Source organism: Aquabacter cavernae (genome assembly GCF_003993795.1).
In the GTDB taxonomy this organism is placed as follows: domain Bacteria; phylum Pseudomonadota; class Alphaproteobacteria; order Rhizobiales; family Xanthobacteraceae; genus Aquabacter; species Aquabacter cavernae.
In genome coordinates this window covers 20597-36756 of record NZ_RWKV01000003.1, presented here as the reverse complement: position 1 = coordinate 36756, position 16160 = coordinate 20597, and the positions used below count along the sequence as shown (strand labels likewise).

At 68.7% G+C, this 16160-nt stretch carries 15 protein-coding genes; 1 reads left to right on the top strand and 14 read right to left on the bottom strand.

The window, feature by feature from the left end:
- Nucleotides 1-99: 99 nt before the first annotated feature.
- The 14 genes from lpxC to ftsW form a co-directional block, all read right to left on the bottom strand.
- Nucleotides 100-1041, bottom strand: a complete 942-nt coding sequence (lpxC, locus tag EJJ38_RS01960) for a UDP-3-O-acyl-N-acetylglucosamine deacetylase (protein ID WP_127088440.1) — start codon at nt 1039-1041, stop codon at nt 100-102.
- A 279-nt stretch (nt 1042-1320) separates the two neighbouring features.
- The gene (ftsZ, locus tag EJJ38_RS01955) at nt 1321-3009 is read right to left on the bottom strand and encodes a cell division protein FtsZ (protein WP_127088439.1); all 1689 of its coding nucleotides are present in this window, start codon (nt 3007-3009) and stop codon (nt 1321-1323) included.
- A gap of 88 nt (nt 3010-3097) precedes the next feature.
- A complete protein-coding gene (gene ftsA, locus EJJ38_RS01950) occupies nt 3098-4387 on the bottom strand; it encodes a cell division protein FtsA (RefSeq protein WP_127088667.1) in 1290 nt (429 codons plus the stop codon).
- A gap of 32 nt (nt 4388-4419) precedes the next feature.
- Nucleotides 4420-5346 (bottom strand): cell division protein FtsQ/DivIB, encoded by a 927-nt coding sequence (locus EJJ38_RS01945; protein ID WP_245454065.1) that lies wholly within the window; start codon nt 5344-5346, stop codon nt 4420-4422.
- 35 nt (nt 5347-5381) lie between these two features.
- Nucleotides 5382-6302, bottom strand: coding sequence for a D-alanine--D-alanine ligase (locus EJJ38_RS01940; RefSeq protein WP_127088438.1), 921 nt, complete (start codon nt 6300-6302; stop codon nt 5382-5384).
- A 152-nt stretch (nt 6303-6454) separates the two neighbouring features.
- Entirely contained in the window at nt 6455-7393 is a 939-nt protein-coding gene (gene murB, locus EJJ38_RS01935) for a UDP-N-acetylmuramate dehydrogenase (protein ID WP_245454064.1), read from the bottom strand.
- A 51-nt stretch (nt 7394-7444) separates the two neighbouring features.
- Nucleotides 7445-7705, bottom strand: coding sequence for a DUF2442 domain-containing protein (locus tag EJJ38_RS01930; RefSeq protein WP_127088437.1), 261 nt, complete (start codon nt 7703-7705; stop codon nt 7445-7447).
- Nucleotides 7680-7922, bottom strand: coding sequence for a DUF4160 domain-containing protein (locus EJJ38_RS01925; protein WP_127088436.1), 243 nt, complete (start codon nt 7920-7922; stop codon nt 7680-7682). The genes EJJ38_RS01930 and EJJ38_RS01925 overlap by 26 nt, the downstream gene beginning before the upstream one ends.
- A gap of 20 nt (nt 7923-7942) precedes the next feature.
- Complete coding sequence (locus tag EJJ38_RS01920) at nt 7943-8830, bottom strand: cation diffusion facilitator family transporter (RefSeq protein ID WP_127088435.1); 888 nt, start codon at nt 8828-8830, stop codon at nt 7943-7945.
- Nucleotides 8831-8901: 71 nt separating this feature from the next.
- Nucleotides 8902-9240: a HepT-like ribonuclease domain-containing protein gene (locus EJJ38_RS01915; protein WP_164738376.1), complete on the bottom strand. Its 339-nt coding sequence runs from the start codon at nt 9238-9240 to the stop codon at nt 8902-8904.
- A gap of 29 nt (nt 9241-9269) precedes the next feature.
- Nucleotides 9270-9575, bottom strand: a complete 306-nt coding sequence (locus EJJ38_RS01910; RefSeq protein ID WP_127088433.1) for a nucleotidyltransferase family protein — start codon at nt 9573-9575, stop codon at nt 9270-9272.
- 26 nt (nt 9576-9601) lie between these two features.
- On the bottom strand, nt 9602-11017 hold the full coding sequence (gene murC / locus EJJ38_RS01905) for a UDP-N-acetylmuramate--L-alanine ligase (RefSeq protein WP_127088432.1): 1416 nt from the start codon (nt 11015-11017) through the stop codon (nt 9602-9604).
- A 2-nt stretch (nt 11018-11019) separates the two neighbouring features.
- Nucleotides 11020-12144: an undecaprenyldiphospho-muramoylpentapeptide beta-N-acetylglucosaminyltransferase gene (gene murG / locus EJJ38_RS01900; RefSeq protein ID WP_205666082.1), complete on the bottom strand. Its 1125-nt coding sequence runs from the start codon at nt 12142-12144 to the stop codon at nt 11020-11022.
- Nucleotides 12141-13310: a putative lipid II flippase FtsW gene (gene ftsW / locus EJJ38_RS01895; protein ID WP_127088431.1), complete on the bottom strand. Its 1170-nt coding sequence runs from the start codon at nt 13308-13310 to the stop codon at nt 12141-12143. The genes murG and ftsW overlap by 4 nt, the downstream gene beginning before the upstream one ends.
- A gap of 127 nt (nt 13311-13437) precedes the next feature.
- Between ftsW and EJJ38_RS01890 the strand changes: the two genes are divergently transcribed.
- Nucleotides 13438-15996, top strand: a complete 2559-nt coding sequence (locus EJJ38_RS01890; RefSeq protein WP_127088430.1) for a ligase-associated DNA damage response DEXH box helicase — start codon at nt 13438-13440, stop codon at nt 15994-15996.
- Nucleotides 15997-16160 lie beyond the last annotated feature (164 nt).

Sequence of the window (16160 nt, the reverse complement as noted above, 5' to 3'; positions counted from 1 at the left end):
TGTGTGCAAGGAAAGTCCTATTCGCACCGAGCCCTCCGCAGCCATGCGGGCGGCCGGCCCTGCGGGAGGAGGCGGGCGCCGCGCGCCCGCGCCTTCAGATCAGCGCTCGGGAGCGAAAGCGAGGACGGGGGCACCCACCACCAGCTCGGCGCCTTCGCGGCGGCCACGGGCCGGGGCTTCCACCACCGTGAAGGCGGAGCGATCCGCCAGCAGGGCGTCCACCACCTGATAGTTCAGCTTGTGGCCGCCACGGAACGAGCGGTAGCGGGCCAGAAGGGGCAGGCCGGCAAGGGCGAGGTCGCCCACCGCGTCCAGCGCCTTGTGGCGCACGAACTCGTCGGTGAAGCGCAGGCCCTCGGCATTCAGAACGCCGTCCGTGTCCAGGCACACGGTGTTGTCGAGCGAGGCGCCGCGGGCATAGCCGGCGGCGCGCAGGCGCTCCACATCCTTCAGGAAGCCGAAAGTGCGGGCCGCGGAGAGTTCGCGGCGGAACACGGCGGGGGTGACGTTGCCGGCGAAACGCTGGCGGCCGATGAAGGCGTGATCGAACTCGATCTCCACTTCGAGGCGGAAGCCCGCATCATAGGGAGACAGCTCGCCGAAGGAGGCGCCGTTCTCGACGCGCACCGGCTTCAGCACCTTCAGATACTTGCGGCGGGCGCCGAGTGCCGTGACGCCGGCGCGGTCCACCGCTTCCACGATGGGAGCGGCGCTGCCGTCGAGGATCGGAACCTCGGGGCCGTCAATCTCCACCTCGGCATTATCGACACCGAGACCGGCGAAGGCCGCGAGGGCATGCTCCACCGTGGAGACCACGGCGCCGGAACGGTCGCCCAGGACGGTGGCGAGATCGGTGGCCTGCACCGACTGGCGGGAAACGGAAATGCGGCGGGGGGCCTGGTCTGCGAAAGTCCGGGAGAAGACGATGCCGCTGTCGGCGGGCGCGGGCTTGAAGGTCAGCGTCGCCTCGACGCCCCCGTGGACGCCAACGCCACGCAGGGAAACCGGGCCCGACAGGGTCGTCTGCATTTCGGACTTCATGCCTGATCGGAAGCTACCCGGCATGCCGCCGTCTCGCTCCCGCCCCTAAAGTTTCACCATCCTTGCCCACTTCCGCCCGGAAGGCAGTTTGTGCTGCCGACTCAACCGGTACTGCGCAAGGTTCGAGCGAGAACCTAGACGGCTTGCCGCAGTGCGCCAAATCACGCTTGCTTACCGCCTGTTACCGGGGACAAATCCTAAAATCACCTTGGTTATCAAAAACTTACGCCCGGGCTTGTGGCCCGGGCGTCAGCACCTGTTACATGCGGATGAGGTTAATCAATTGGCCTGACGCCGCAGGAAAGCCGGAATCTCCAACTGGTCGTCCTCATGGCCCGGATGCTGGGGATGCCGGGTGGGCACCTCGGCGGCCGGACGCGCCTGGGGACGCTTGGCAAATTCCGAAACCGGATCCGGGCGGCCCTGGGGGCGGCCCTGCTGCGGCGCGGGTGCGCGCAGGCTCGGCTGGGGCGCACGGGCCGGTTCCGGCTCGTCCGCATGACGGCCCATGCCCACATTGGCGAGCCGCTGGAGCAGCGTCATCTTCTTCTGCTCCACCGGAGCCTCGCCGCGCTGGGCGCGGATCTGGTTCTGGGCGGGCATGGGAAGCTCGTCCACGCGCGGCATGCGCGGGGCGCGCGGGCGCTGGGCCTGCGGCGGGATATAGGGCGCGAACTCGTCCTCATGGGCCATGGGCGCGGGCGCGGGGGCCTGCTCCGGCTCCTCGAAGAAGGAGGGCTTCGGGGTCGCGGCGCGGATGGTGACGTCGTCGATGGCCACAGCCTGCTGGGGCGCCGGCGGCGGGGGCGGCGCGCGATGCATGACCGGCGCGGGCGCCGGGGCTTCGAGCGACATCAGGTCCTCGGCGGAGATGGCAGCCACCGCGCTGCGGATCTGGGCCTCGCGGGCCTGCTCCACGGCGGCGCGGCCGGCGTTGGAGATCTTGCGGCCCTGAAGCTCGGGGAAGCGGTCGGTGGCGGGGTGGATCTGCTCCGGCACCACGGCCGGGTCGATGCCGGTGGCGACCACCGACACGCGGATGATGCCGTCCAGGGACTGGTCGAAGGTGGCGCCCAGGATGATGTTGGCGTCGGGATCCACTTCCTCGCGGATGCGGGTCGCCGCCTCGTCCACCTCGAACAGCGTCATGTCGTTGCCGCCGGTGATGGAGATGAGCAGGCCGCCGGCGCCGCGCATGGAGGTCTCGTCCAGCAGCGGGTTGGCGATGGCCGCTTCCGCCGCCTGGAGGGCGCGCTTGTCGCCGGAGGCTTCGCCCGTACCCATCATGGCCTTGCCCATGTCGCGCATCACGGCGCGCACGTCGGCGAAGTCGAGGTTGATGAGGCCTTCCTTCACCATCAGGTCGGTGATGCAGGCGACGCCCGAATAGAGCACCTGGTCGGCCATGGAGAAGGCGTCGGCGAAGGTGGTCTTCTCGTTGGCCACCCGGAACAGGTTCTGGTTCGGGATGACGATGAGGGTATCCACCGTCTTCTGCAGCTCGTTGATGCCGTGCTCGGCGACGCGCATGCGGCGCTGGCCCTCGAAGTGGAAGGGCTTGGTCACGACGCCGACGGTCAGGATGCCCAGCTCGCGGGCGGCGCGGGCCACCACGGGCGCGGCGCCCGTTCCGGTGCCGCCGCCCATGCCGGCGGTGATGAACACCATGTGGGAGCCGGAGAGGTGATCGCGGATTTCGTCCAGCACTTCCTCGGCGGCCGCACGGCCGACTTCAGGCTGGGAACCGGCGCCGAGGCCCTCGGTGACGGCGACGCCCATCTGCACGAGCCGCTCGGCCTTGGAGAGGGACAGCGCCTGCGCATCGGTGTTCGCCACCACGAACTCGACGCCCGTCAGGCCCGAATTGATCATGTTGTTCACGGCATTGCCGCCGGCGCCACCGCAACCGAACACAGTGATCCGGGGCCGCAACTCCCGAATGTCGGGCATCTGAAGGTTGATCGACATTTTCCCACTCCGTCGCGCCCGAAGCGCCGTGCCGTCGTTCCGAATCCGAAACTCGGGATCAGTTAAGCCCGAACTCGGTTAACCATCTCTAAAAGCTATCCCTCAGCCAGCGTCCCACGCGGCCGAAATATGTTCCGCTCTCCGCGCCCACCGCCTGGCGACGGCGCGGCTCGAAATGTTCGAGCCCCGCCACCTGGGGATAGACGAGCAGCCCGGCCGCCACCGCGAACGCAGCGCCGCGTGCCGCTTCCGGCAAACGCGACACGCCCAGCGGGCGGCCGATTCGCACCTGCGGCCCGATCACGCGGGCCATCAGGTCCGGCAGGCCCTGGAGTTGGGCCGCGCCCCCGGTCAGAACCAGGCGACGCCCCGCATCGCCCGCATGGCCGGAGGCCTTCAGGCGATCGCGAATCAGTTCCACGATCTCTTCCGCCCGTGGCTTCACAATGGTCACCAGGCGCGATTTCGGCACCATGTTGGGCTGGTCGCGCTCATCCCCCGAAAGCGGGGGAATGGTGAGCATGTCGTGATCGTCGGAGGAGACGGCCACCACCGCGCCATGCAGCGCCTTGAGCCGTTCCGCGTCGGCGAGCCGCGCGGGAAGGCCGCGCGCCACGTCATTGGTGATGTGCTGGCCGCCCAGCGCGATGCCGTCCACATACATGCAGTGGCCGCCGGAAACGACCGAGAAGGTGGTGGTGCCCGCGCCCATGTCCACGAGGGTGACGCCCAGCTCCATCTCGTCGTCCGTGAGCGAGGAGAGCGCCGCCGCATAGGGCGCGCACACCATGGCCTCGATGCCCAGATGGCACCGCTCCACGCACAGGACCAGATTCTTCAGCGAGGTGAGGTCGCCGGTGATGACGTGCATGTCCACGCCCAATTCCCGGCCCAGCATGCCGCACGGCTCGCCGATGCCCCGTCGCCCGTCCAGGGAATAGCCCACGGGCAGAGCGTGCATGACGGCGCGCCCGTCGCCCACCGCATAGGTGGAGGCGGCTTCCAGCACGCGGCGGATGTCGAATTCCTCCACCGCCGGGGCGGTGAGGCGCACCGCCGCCTCGTAATGCTGCGAGGCAAGGCGCGCGCCGGACACGCCCACGATGACCGAGGCGATCTGCACGCCCGCGGCCCGTTCCGCCATGTCCACCGCCTGGCGCACCGCCAGTTCCGCGCGGGCCATGTCCACGATGGCCCCGCCCTTCACGCCATGGGCGCGGGTGTGGCCGATGCCCAGCACGTCGATGGAATGGGTGCGCCGGTGCAGCACGTCGGACGCGCCGCGCGGCTTCAGCCGGGCGATGGCGCACACGATCTTGCTGGTGCCGATGTCGAGGACCGCGACGATCCCGCTCTTCTTCGGCTGGATCGGGCGCATCTTGGGGGCAAACCCCTGAGCGAGCCGGTGCCTCACGCGGCCCCTCCCTTTTTCGCCTTGGCCTTGGCCTTGATGGCCTGCATGCGCGCCTCATAGGCACCGTCGGACAGGCGCACCGCTACCCGGTCGGGCAGGCGCAGGTCCACGATGGTGATATCGCGGGTGAGCAGCTTCTTCTCGCGGTCGAGATCGGCCAGCTCAAGAAGGGCGCCGGAGAAGCCCTCCTCGGGAAGGCGCACGTCGATGCCGTTGCGCAGCTTCAGCGTCCAGCGCCGGTCGGCCACGAGGATGGCGGCGCGCACCTGGTCGCGGATCGGCGGCACGCGGGCGAGCGCCTCGACGATCTCGCCCACCCTTTTGTCGGCGCCCTCGCCCACCACGATGGGCAGGCTCACATAGCGCGGATCATCGGAATAAGGCGCGATGGGCATGCCGTCGCGGGCGATCACCTGGAGCTGGCCATTGAACTGCCAGAGCGCATAGGCCTCCCGCTCCACCACCGAGATGTCGATGCGGTCGGGATAGAATTTGCGCACCGTGGCGCTGGCGATCCAGGGCATGGCCTCAAGCCGCGCGCGGGTGGCGTCAGCGTCCACGAAGGGCAAGGACGTGGTGGGCTTGATGCCCGCCGCCGCCAGGATTTCCGGCGGCGTGACGTGATTCTGGCCGGACAGGTTGACCTGCTTCACCTTGAAGCCCGCCATGCTGCCGGCCACGTCGCCGAGGTCCACCAGGAATTCCTGCGCCTCTTCCACATGGCCGCCCAGCACCACGCCATAGGCCGTGAAGCCGCCGATCACCGCCACCGCCAGCAGGCTCGCCCCGCGCCGCCCGATCCGGGAGGCGCCGAGGCGCACCGTGAGGCGGCGCAGCAGAAGCGCGGTGCGGCTGGCCGGCGCGGGCTCGCGCATGGGCACGGTGCGCCGGGAGACGGACACCGGATTCGGCAGCTTTCCCATTCCCGCCTGCGATCCGCGATCCGCCTGGGGCGGTCTCAGCGGTCCAGCGATGCGTCCTCCACCATCCATGTCACAAGCTCGCTGAACGAAATGCCCGCATAGGCCGCCAGTTCAGGCACGAGTGAGGTCTCGGTCATGCCGGGTTGCGTGTTGACTTCCAGGCAAACGAGGCCCGAGGCATCCCCGGTCCGCGTGTCGTATCGGAAATCAGCACGGGAGACGCCCCGGCATCCGAGCGCCTTATGCGCCTTGGCCGTAAGTATCCGCACCTGTTGGTAAACTTCGGGTAAAATCCGGGCAGGAAGGATGTGGTTCGAGCCACCGGGCGCATATTTGGAGTCGTAATCGTAAAAGGCGTGGGTCGCCTCGATCTCGGTCACCTCCGACGGCTCCCCGCGAATCATCGCGCAGGTCAGCTCCAGGCCGGGGATGAAGCGTTCCGCCAGCAGGGTTTCGCCGTGCTTCCAGTCCGGGCGCGTCAGTTCCTGGGGCGGATGGGCCTGGTCCTCGCGCACGATATAGACGCCGACGCTGGAGCCTTCCGCCACCGGCTTCAGCACATAGGGCGTCTCCATCACATGGCCTCGCGCGGCCTCCGCGCGCGACACCACGCGGCCCTCGGCCACCGGCACGCCCGCATCCGCCAGCACCACCTTGGCCTGCGCCTTGTCCATGGCGAGCGCCGAGGCGAGCACGCCGGAATGGGAATAGGGAATGCGCAGGATCTCCAGGATGCCCTGGATGGTGCCGTCCTCGCCGGGGCAGCCATGGAGCGCGTTGAACGCCACCTCGGGCTTCAGGCGGGCCAGCACTTCGGCGATGTCGCGGCCCACATCCACGCGGGTCACGCGGTAGCCGGCCTCTTCGAGGGCGCTGGCGCACCCCGCACCGGAGCGCAACGAAACCTCCCGCTCGGCGGACCAGCCGCCCATGAGCACCGCGACGTGTTTGGACATGAATGAATCCCGAAAAGCGCCCAGGACCGGGCAGGCAATTAAAGCGCGAACAGGGTTTGCAATTCCTTAGGAGCCCGAAAGAACACGGCAGGGCTGCGAATCGTGCGCGCCGCCGTCTTGTCGGGCGCAAGCTGGGCCGCTTTGGGGCGCGATCAGACGGTGAGCGGCAGGCCGATGCGCTTGATCTCCCACTGAAGCTCGACGCCGGAGGTCTCGCGCACCCGCCGGCGCACCTCCTCGCCCAGCCCCTCAATCTCGGCTGCGGTGGCACCGCCCAGATTGATGAGGAAATTGGTGTGCAGTTCCGACACCTGGGCACGGCCCATGACGAGCCCCCGGCACCCCGCCGCATCCACCAGTTGCCAGGCTTTGCCGCCTTCGGGATTCTTGAAGGTGGAGCCGCCCGTGCGGCTCTTCACCGGCTGGGTGGCTTCGCGGGCGGCGGTGATGCGCGCCATCTCCGCCGCGATGTCCACGGGATCGCCCGGCGTGCCCTCGAACAGGGCCTCGGTGAAGATCAACTCGTCCGGTACGGCGCAATGGCGATAGGTGAAGCCCATCCCGTCCGTGGTGATCTCATGGATGCGCCCGTCTCGACCCACCGCGCGGCAGGAGACGAGCGCGTCCTTCACCTCGCCGCCATAGGCCCCGCCATTCATGCGCAGGGCCCCGCCCACGGCGCCGGGAATGCCGCGCAGGAAGGACAGGCCCCTCAGGCCCGCATCGGCGGCGACCCGCGCCACCTTCACATCCGCCGCCCCGGCCCCGGCGCGGATGCGCGGGCCCTCCACGGCGATCTGCGCGAAGCCTTTCCCCAGCCGAACCACCACGCCCGGCACGCCGCCATCGCGCACGATGAGGTTCGAGCCGAGGCCGATCACGCAGAGCGGCAAATCGGGGGGCAGAAGGGGGAGCGCATAGGCAAGGTCGTCGGCATCCGCCGGCTCCAGCAGCACCTGCGCCGGGCCGCCCGCGCGGAACCAGATGAGCGGCGCCAGCGGCGCGTTGGCCGTGAGGCGACCGCGCAAATCGGGCAGGCGCGCGCGAAGATCCGGGACGAGGTCGGGAAAGGCGGCAGCGGAATCCATCATGTTTCCGCTTTAGCTCCGGAGGGTGGTCGTTGCCAGTGCGATAGAGCGCGATCAGCCGCGACGCGGGGCGGGCGCGCCTCGCAGCAGCCCTTCGGTGCTCAGGTCTTCATCGATATCCGGCCAGTGGATGCCGTAGCCGCCACCTGCGATTTCCCAGTGCCGGAGCTGATCTGGCGTGGCCGCGACGAGACGGGGATACCATCCGAGCGGCACGCTGATGGTCCGCCCGTCCATCAGGAAAACGGACAGTTCGTTTTCTCCCACGCGAACATCCTTGACCCGCGTGTCAGCGGCCGGTGCCGAAAAAGCCATCCCAAGCCTCCATGAACTGGGTCCGATGGGCATGAACGATTTTCAACAGAACGCCAATTTCCGACGCCGAGAACCCCGCATTGCTCGCGAGCGCCACGGGCTCCAGCCAGAGCTTCGCCGAACAGCCGGCCCTGTCCACATGCACATGCCGCGGTTCATTGGGCTCGTGACTGTAAAAATAGAACCTGAACCCATCCAATCTCAAGATTGTCGGCATATCGCCTCCCGAGACCGAGCTTACAACACCACCACCCCCCGGTGCTTCGCCTCGCCTTCGGGCTCCACATGGATGGTGATGACCATGTCTTCCATGTCGGTCTCGAACGCCTGCTCGATGCGGTCGCAGATGGTGTGGGCGGCGGCCACCGTCATGTCGCCGGGCACAACCAGATGGAATTCCACGAACGTCATGCGTCCGGCATGGCGGGTGCGCAGGTCATGGGCCTCGATGGCGCCGTCCGCATGGAGCGAGACCAGTTCCTTGATGCGCGCCACCACGTCGGGGCGGGGCGCCTCGTCCATGAGGCCGCCCACCGATTCGCGCATGAGGCCCCAGCCGGTCCACAGGATGTTGACGGCGACGATGCCCGCGAGGATCGGATCGAGCTGCGGCCAGCCGGTGATGGGCACGAGGACAAAGCCCGCCAGCACGCCGATGGAGGTGACCACGTCCGCCTTCAAGTGGCGCCCGTCCGCCACCAGAGCGGGCGAGCGCCATTTCCGGCCGACCCGCAGCAGCACCGTGCACCAGGCCGCATTGATGAGCGTGGCAAGCCCGTTCAGGATCAGGCCCTGCATGGGTTGCTCGGGCAGGCGGGGATCCAGGAAGCCGAAATAGGCCTCCCGCATGATGGAGCCCGCGGCCAGGACGATCAGCACGCCCTCAAGCACGGCGGAGAAATATTCCGCCTTGTGGTGGCCGTAGGGATGGTTGTCGTCGGCGGGCCGCGCGCTGATCTGCAGCGCCACCAGAGCGGCCAGGGACGCCGCGACGTTGATGATGCTTTCCAGCGCGTCGGACAGCAGCGCGACCGAGCCGGTGACCCACCAGGCAGCACCTTTCAGGCCGAGCACCACGATGCCGATGCCGACGCTGGCGGCGGCGACCCAGAGCGCGCGCTTCATTCCGACCAGACCCCGGTGCGTTGCGGTCGGCTTTGCCTATCGAGTCTTCCGCTGCAGCGCAACCACCCCGCTCAGCGCGCCTCGGTATCCTCCGGCGGTCCCCCGAAACGGGCGAGCATGGCGTCTACCGCACGCTCGAGCCCGTCCAGTTCCAGCACATAGATATTCCACAGGATCTCGGTATCGACCCGGTGATAAGCGTGGCGGATATGGTTGCCGAGATCCGCGACCCGCCGCCACGGAACATCCGGCGCAACGGAGAGCTTCCAGTCCTCCGGTATGCCGCGCGAAGCTTCGCTGACGATTTCGAGGAAACGCTCGAAAGCCGCCCGCGTGGGGCGATGGGCGTCAAGCCGCTCGGGCAATGCATCCTCAAGCAAAGCCCGAATATCGCCGATGGCCTGCTTCATGTCGTGAAGCCGCAAGACGGCTCGAGCAGTCATCCGAAAATCCGGATGGCGTCCCGCTCGACGGTGCGGGCGAAAGCCGGATCGAGGCTGCGGCGCAGAACAATGCTGGCGGGGAGCCCGATATCGTCCTCGATTTCATGGGCGACACCCACCAGATCGAGGAGTGAGAAGGGCGTGCCCCGCGCCACGTCGATAACCACATCGACATCGCTATCTTCGCGATGATCGCCCCTCGCCCGCGACCCGAACAGCGCGAGGCCCGTCACGCCTTCGGCGCGCAGACGGGGCTCAAGAGCGGCGAGGGAGCGGACGAGCTGTTCACGCGACAGGGTCATGTCGCGATCCTAGCACATCCCCCCGCTCAGCGCGCCTCGGCGGTGCCGGAGGCGAGTTCGCCCGGCAGGGCGTAGGCCCATTGGGTGATGCTGCCCGCGCCCAGGCAGATCACATAGTCGCCGGGCTTCGCGAGGCCCGCCACGAGGCCCGCCAGATGCTCCGGGCCGTCCAGCGGGGTCACGGAGCGGTGGCCGCGGGCGCGCAGGCCCTGCACCAGGTGATCGCGGTCGGCGCCGGGCACCGGCGCCTCGCCCGCCGCATAGACGGGGGCGACGATCACATGGTCCGCATCGTTGAAGCAGGTGGAGAAATCATCGAACAGCGAGGCGAGGCGGCTATAGCGGTGCGGCTGCACCACGGCGATCACCTGCCCCTCGCTGGCCGCACGGGCGGCGCGCAGCACGGCGGCGATCTCAACGGGATGGTGGCCGTAATCATCGAAGATGGCGGCCCCGTTCCACTCGCCGGTGCGGGTGAAGCGGCGCTTCACGCCGCCGAACTGGGCAATGGCCTCCACGATCTTTTCGTCCGCGATGCCCAGTTCATGGGCCACCGCGATGGCGGCGGTGGTGTTCAGCGCATTGTGCCGCCCGGGCATGGGCAGGCGCAGCCCGTCGATGCGATGCGCCGTCGCCCCCGCGCGGTCGCGGAACACCACGTTGAACTTGGTCACCCCGCCGCGCAGGTCCACGTCCGTCAGGCGCACGTCCGCCTGCGGGTTCTCGCCATAGGTGATGATGCGGCGGTCCTCGACATGGCCCACCAAAGACTGCACCACGGGATGGTCGATGCACATCACCGCGAAGCCGTAGAAAGGCAGGTTCTCGACGAAGCTTTTGAACGCCTCCTGCACGCGCTCGAACGTCTTGAAATGGTCGAGGTGCTCGGGGTCGATATTGGTGACGATGGCCACTTCCGCGGGCAGCTTCAGGAAGGTGCCGTCGCTCTCGTCGGCCTCCACCACCATCCAGTCGCCGCCGCCCAGGCGCGCATTGGTGCCGTAGGCGTTGATGATGCCGCCATTGATGACGGTGGGGTCCATGCCCCCGGCATCCAGCAAGGTGGCCACCAGCGAGGTGGTGGTGGTCTTGCCGTGGGTGCCGGCGATGGCGACGCAGCTCTTCAGGCGCATCAGCTCGGCCAGCATCTCGGCGCGGCGCACCACGGGCAGGCGGCGGGCGCGGGCGGCCTGCAGTTCGGGATTGTCGCGCTTGATGGCGGAGGAGACCACCACCACGTCGGCCGCATCCACATTGGCGGCCACATGGCCGATCATCACCGGGATGCCCTTGTCGCGCAGGCGCTTCACGTTGGCGCTCTCGGCCACGTCCGAGCCCTGCACCTGATAGCCGAGATTGTGCAGCACCTCGGCGATGCCGCTCATGCCGATGCCGCCGATGCCGACGAAATGGATGGAACCCAGGGCCTGGGGGAGCTTCATGGTCACGACTTTCCTTCGAGCACCGGCGCCCCCCGCGCCAGCCGCGCGACGAGGTCGGCCAGCCGGCCGGCGGCGTCGAGCGTTCCGGCGCTTCTGGCGGCTTGCGCCATTTCCGTCAATGCCCCGGCATTGGCGCACAGCCGCGCCAGCTCGCCGGACAGGCGCTCGGGCGTGAATTCCGCCTGGGGAATGAGAACCGCGCCGCCGATGCGCTCCAGCGAGCGGGCATTGGCCGCCTGGTCCTGGTCCAGCGCATTGGGCAGCGGCACCAGGATGGAGGGGCGCCCGATGGCGGCAAGCTCCGCCACGGTCAGCGCGCCCGAGCGGGAAATCACCAGGTGGGCCGCCGCCATGCGCGCGGGCAGGTCCCGGAAGAAAGGCGCGATCTCGGCGGCGATGCCCGCCTGAGCATAGGCGGCGCGCACCCGCTCCATGTCCTCCTCGCGGGCCTGCTGCACAATCGTGAGCCGCCCCCGCAATGCCCCGTCCAGGGCGCAGACGGCGGACGGCACGATGTCGGACATGACGCGCGCGCCCTGGCTGCCGCCGAACACCAGAAGCGTCAGCGGGCCCGCAGGGTCGGGATAGGTGCCCTGCGCGACATCCAGCACGGCGGGACGCAGGGGATTTCCGGTCCAGACCGTCTTGGCGGCAAGGTCCGGCTCTTTGGCGAACAGGTCCGGGAAGCCGGTGGCGATGGCGTTCACGCGAGGCGCCAGCAGCCGGTTCGCGCGGCCCATGACGCCGTTCGCCTCATGGATGACCGTGGGAATGCCCAGGAGCCGTGCCGCCACAAGCGGGGGCAGGGTCGGATAGCCGCCGAACCCCACCACCACGGCGGGCTTCAGACGCCGCAGCAGGAGAAGGGCGGAGATGAGCCCGGACCCCAGCGTGAAAAATGTGCGCGCCAGGGCGATGGGTGAGCGGCCGCGCACGGTCTCGGCGGGCAGCACATGCATCTCGCCCGCCGGGAAGGCCCCGGCATAGCGGCGGGCGCGGGCATCGGTGGCAAGGTCCACCCGGAAGCCGTGCGCCACCAGGGCGCCGGCCAGCGCCTCGGCGGGAAACAGGTGACCGCCCGTACCGCCCGCAGCCAGCAGGATGAGCGGTGCGCCCTTGGTGCTCATGCGGGCCTCGCGGCGGCGTCAGGCACGGCCGGGGGCTCGCTCAGGGAAGCGAGCGCGGCGGCGCCCGGCCGGCGGCGCGAGAAGGCCAGCAGCATGCCCATGCCGAAGGCGAGCGAGATGAGCGAGGAGCCGCCATAGGAGATGAAGGGCAGCGTCATGCCCTTGGCGGGCATGAGATGCACGTTCACCATCATATTGATGGAGGCCTGGAGGCCGAACAGCAGCGCGAGGCCGGTGGCGGCGAAACGGGCGAAGGGGTCCTGCTCGTCCAGCGCGCGGGTGAGGCTGCGGATGATGATGAAGGCGAACAAGGAGAGGAGGATCAGGCACAGGATGACGCCGAACTCCTCCGCCGCCACGGCGAAGATGAAGTCCGTATGCCCGTCCGGCAGGATGCGCTTCACCGTGCCCTCGCCCGGCCCCTGGCCGAACCAGCCGCCATGCTCGAAGCTCTGGAGCGCGGTGTCGATCTGGTAGGTGTCGCCGGTGGCCGGGTCCAGGAAGCGGTCGATGCGCTTCCTCACATGGGGCACCACATTATAGGCGAGCACCGCACCGCCCAGGCCGAAGCCGATGAGGCCCACCATCCAGATCCAGCGCAGGCCGGCCAGGAAGAACAGCGCGCCCCATACGAGGCAGACCAGCATGGTCTGGCCGAAGTCGGGCTGAAGCACCAGCGGCAGCACCACCGCCCCCAGCAACCCCATGGCGAGGAGCTGGGCGGGCATTTCCGGCCGCTTGCTGCTCTCCGAGAACAGCCATGCGGCCAGCACCACGAAGGCGGGCTTGAGGAATTCGGACGGCTGGAGGGTGATGCCGGCGATCATCAGCCAGCGCCGCGCGCCCTTCACCTCCGGGCCGACCGCCAGGGTCGCGAACAGCAGAACCCAGAACAGCAGGAATATGACCATGCACACGCGCCGGATGGTGCGTGGCGACAGGAAGGAGGTGAGCAGGAGCACGCCCGTCGCCGGAACGAGGAAGAGCACCTGGCGCTGCACGAAGTGGAACGGGTCGGGGATGCCCAGGCGCGCCGCGATGGGCGGGCTCGCGGCGAGGCAGAGCACGATGCCGATCATCATCAGCACGAACAGGCTGCCCAGCAGCAGGCGATCCACCGTCCACCACCATTCGCTCAGCACGGTGCGGTCGGCGCGCGACATCATGGGCCAGGACTCCGGGGACGAGAATTCAGGCGGGCAGAATGACGGAGCTTGGTTGACGCCCGATTAAGACCGGAAGCCCCCATCGCCGGGCATCGCGCAAACGCCGCCCGCGCACTACCTTAAGAGCGTGCCGCACCCCCATCCCGAGGCCGAAACCGGCCTGCCCCAACGCTTCACGGACTGGTTCGCCGCGCGCGGATGGGCGCCGCGGCCGCACCAGCTCGATTTGTTGGCGCAGGCGCGCGCGGGGCGCTCCACCTTGCTCATCGCCCCCACCGGCGCGGGCAAGACCCTGGCGGGCTTCCTGCCCTCCTTGGTGGAATTGTCCGAAAAGCGGCGCCCCCGTCGCAAGGCGGAACCCGCCGGGCGCGCGCCGCCCGAGCCCGTCTCGCCGCTCCATACGCTCTATATCTCGCCCTTGAAGGCGCTGGCGGTGGATATCGCCCGCAACCTGGAAACACCCATCGCCGAGATGGGGTTGAAGATCCGCGTGGAGACCCGCACCGGCGACACGCCCACCTCCCGGCGCCAGCGCCAGCGGCGCGACCCGCCCGACATCCTCCTCACCACGCCGGAGCAGCTCTCTTTGCTGCTGGCCTCCAAGGATGGCGAGTATCTCTTCTCGGGCCTGCGCCGGGTGGTGCTGGACGAGTTGCACGCCCTCGTCACCTCCAAGCGGGGCGACCTGCTGTCGCTCACCCTCGCCCGCCTGCGCACCATCGCGCCGGACCTCCAGGCGGTGGGCCTCTCCGCCACCGTCGCGGAGCCGAACGACCTGCGCCGCTATCTGGTGGCCCAGCGGGAGGGCGAGGACAATCTGGCGGGCCTCGTGGTGGCGCAGGGCGGCGCCCCGCCCGACCTCTCCATCCTCGACAGCCGGGCGAAGATGCCCTGGGCCACCCACACCGCGCTCCATGCTTTGCCGGACGTGTACGGGCTCATTAAGGCGCGGCGCATGAGCCTCGTCTTCGTCAATACGCGCTGGCAGGCGGAATTCCTGTTCCAGGAACTCTGGCGCATCAATGACGACAATCTGCCCATCGCCCTTCATCACGGCTCGCTGGACGTGGAGCAGCGTCGGCGGGTGGAAAGCGCCATGGCGGCGGGGCGGCTGAAGGCGGTGGTGTGCACCTCCTCCCTCGATCTCGGCATCGACTGGGGCGATGTGGACCAGGTGATCAATGTGGGCGCCCCCAAGGGCTCCTCGCGCCTCATGCAGCGCATCGGGCGGGCCAACCACCGGCTGGACGAAAGCTCCCATGCGGTGCTGGTGCCCGCCAACCGCTTCGAGGTGCTGGAATGCCGGGCGGCCCTGGAGGCGGTGCGCGTGGGCGCACAGGACACGCCCCCCGAACGCACCGGCGCGCTCGACGTTCTGGCCCAGCATGTGCTCGGCATGGCCTGCGCCGCCCCCTTCGCGCAGGAGGCGCTGCTGGACGAGGTGCGCTCCGCCGCGCCCTATCGCCACCTGAGCGAGGAGGATTTCGCGCAGGTGGTGGATTTCGTCGCCACCGGCGGCTACGCGCTGCGCGCCTATGAACGCTTCGCCAAGATCCGCCGTACCAAGGACGGCCTGTGGCGGGTGAGCAATCCCGCCATCGCCCAGTCCTACCGCATGAATGTGGGCACCATCGTCGAGGCCACCATGATCAAGGTGCGCCTCGTCTCCGCGCGGGGCGCCGCGCGCACCGGGATGGCGGGCCGGCCGCGCTATGGCGGCAAGATCCTGGGCGAGGTGGAGGATTATTTCGCCGAGACCCTGGTGCCCGGCGACACGTTCGTCTTCGCGGGCGAGATCCTGCGCTACGACGCCATGGTGGAGGATGAGATCTACGTGTCGCGCACCACCGCGACCGAGCCGAAAGTGCCCTCCTATGACGGGGGCAAGTTCCCGCTGTCCACCTTCCTCGCCGCGGGCGTGCGGGGGCTCTTGTCCCAGCCGGAGCGCTGGAGCGGCCTGCCCGGCCAGGTGCGCGAGTGGCTGGAGCTTCAGCGCGCCCGCTCGCGCCTGCCGGGACGCTCGGACCTGCTGGTGGAGACCTTCGCGCGCGGGGGACGCTTCTATCTGGTCTGCTATCCCTTCGAGGGCCGCCTCGCCCACCAGACGCTCGGCATGCTCCTGACCCGGCGGCTGGACCGCGCCCGGCTGAAGCCACTCGGCTTCGTGGCCAATGATTATGCCATCGCCATCTATGGAGCCGGCGACATGGGCGCGGCGGCCAAGGACGGCCGCCTCAGCCTGGACGCCCTGTTCGACGCGGACATGCTGGGCGACGACCTGGAGGCATGGCTGGACGAAAGCGCGCTCATGAAGCGCACCTTCCGCACCTGCGCGGTCATTGCCGGGCTGATCGAGCGGCGGTTTCCGGGCAAGGAGAAGACCAAGCGGCAGGTCACCATCTCCACCGACCTCGTCTATGACGTGCTGCGCCGCCATCAACCTGACCACCTGCTGCTGAAAGCGGCACGGGCTGATGCCGCCACGGGCCTTCTGGACGTGCGGCGCCTCTCCGACATGCTGGCGCGCATTCGCGGGCACATCGTCCATGCCCCGCTTCCGCGCGTTTCGCCGCTTTCCGTTCCCGTGCTGCTGGAGATCGGCCGCGAGAGCGTCGCCAGCGCGGAAACCAATGACTCGCTGCTGGCCGAGGCAGAGGCGCAATTGGTGGCGGAGGCCATGGAATAATTTATTGCGGTATTTGATTGCCGCCGCAAACGGTATCCATTAGCCGCTCAACAAATGACTTGGCGCAATCCTTGCCTGAACGCATGCTCAGCATGCTGGGTATTGCCGCACAGAGGGTCCGCATAAGGCCCATTGATAGTTTCGCGGCGGTCGGCGCGTTTGCG

What these genes read in the sequence shown, in the direction of transcription:
- lpxC (WP_127088440.1), bottom strand. Translation starts at nt 1,041, where the DNA reads ATGAAGTCCGAAATGCAGACGACCCTGTCGGGCCCGGTTTCCCTGCGT.
- ftsZ (WP_127088439.1), bottom strand. Translation starts at nt 3,009, where the DNA reads ATGTCGATCAACCTTCAGATGCCCGACATTCGGGAGTTGCGGCCCCGG.
- ftsA (WP_127088667.1), bottom strand. Translation starts at nt 4,387, where the DNA reads ATGCGCCCGATCCAGCCGAAGAAGAGCGGGATCGTCGCGGTCCTCGAC.
- EJJ38_RS01945 (WP_245454065.1), bottom strand. Translation starts at nt 5,346, where the DNA reads ATGGGAAAGCTGCCGAATCCGGTGTCCGTCTCCCGGCGCACCGTGCCC.
- EJJ38_RS01940 (WP_127088438.1), bottom strand. Translation starts at nt 6,302, where the DNA reads ATGTCCAAACACGTCGCGGTGCTCATGGGCGGCTGGTCCGCCGAGCGG.
- murB (WP_245454064.1), bottom strand. Translation starts at nt 7,393, where the DNA reads ATGATGGATTCCGCTGCCGCCTTTCCCGACCTCGTCCCGGATCTTCGC.
- EJJ38_RS01930 (WP_127088437.1), bottom strand. Translation starts at nt 7,705, where the DNA reads ATGGCTTTTTCGGCACCGGCCGCTGACACGCGGGTCAAGGATGTTCGC.
- EJJ38_RS01925 (WP_127088436.1), bottom strand. Translation starts at nt 7,922, where the DNA reads ATGCCGACAATCTTGAGATTGGATGGGTTCAGGTTCTATTTTTACAGT.
- EJJ38_RS01920 (WP_127088435.1), bottom strand. Translation starts at nt 8,830, where the DNA reads ATGAAGCGCGCGCTCTGGGTCGCCGCCGCCAGCGTCGGCATCGGCATC.
- EJJ38_RS01915 (WP_164738376.1), bottom strand. Translation starts at nt 9,240, where the DNA reads ATGAAGCAGGCCATCGGCGATATTCGGGCTTTGCTTGAGGATGCATTG.
- EJJ38_RS01910 (WP_127088433.1), bottom strand. Translation starts at nt 9,575, where the DNA reads ATGACCCTGTCGCGTGAACAGCTCGTCCGCTCCCTCGCCGCTCTTGAG.
- murC (WP_127088432.1), bottom strand. Translation starts at nt 11,017, where the DNA reads ATGAAGCTCCCCCAGGCCCTGGGTTCCATCCATTTCGTCGGCATCGGC.
- murG (WP_205666082.1), bottom strand. Translation starts at nt 12,144, where the DNA reads ATGAGCACCAAGGGCGCACCGCTCATCCTGCTGGCTGCGGGCGGTACG.
- ftsW (WP_127088431.1), bottom strand. Translation starts at nt 13,310, where the DNA reads ATGATGTCGCGCGCCGACCGCACCGTGCTGAGCGAATGGTGGTGGACG.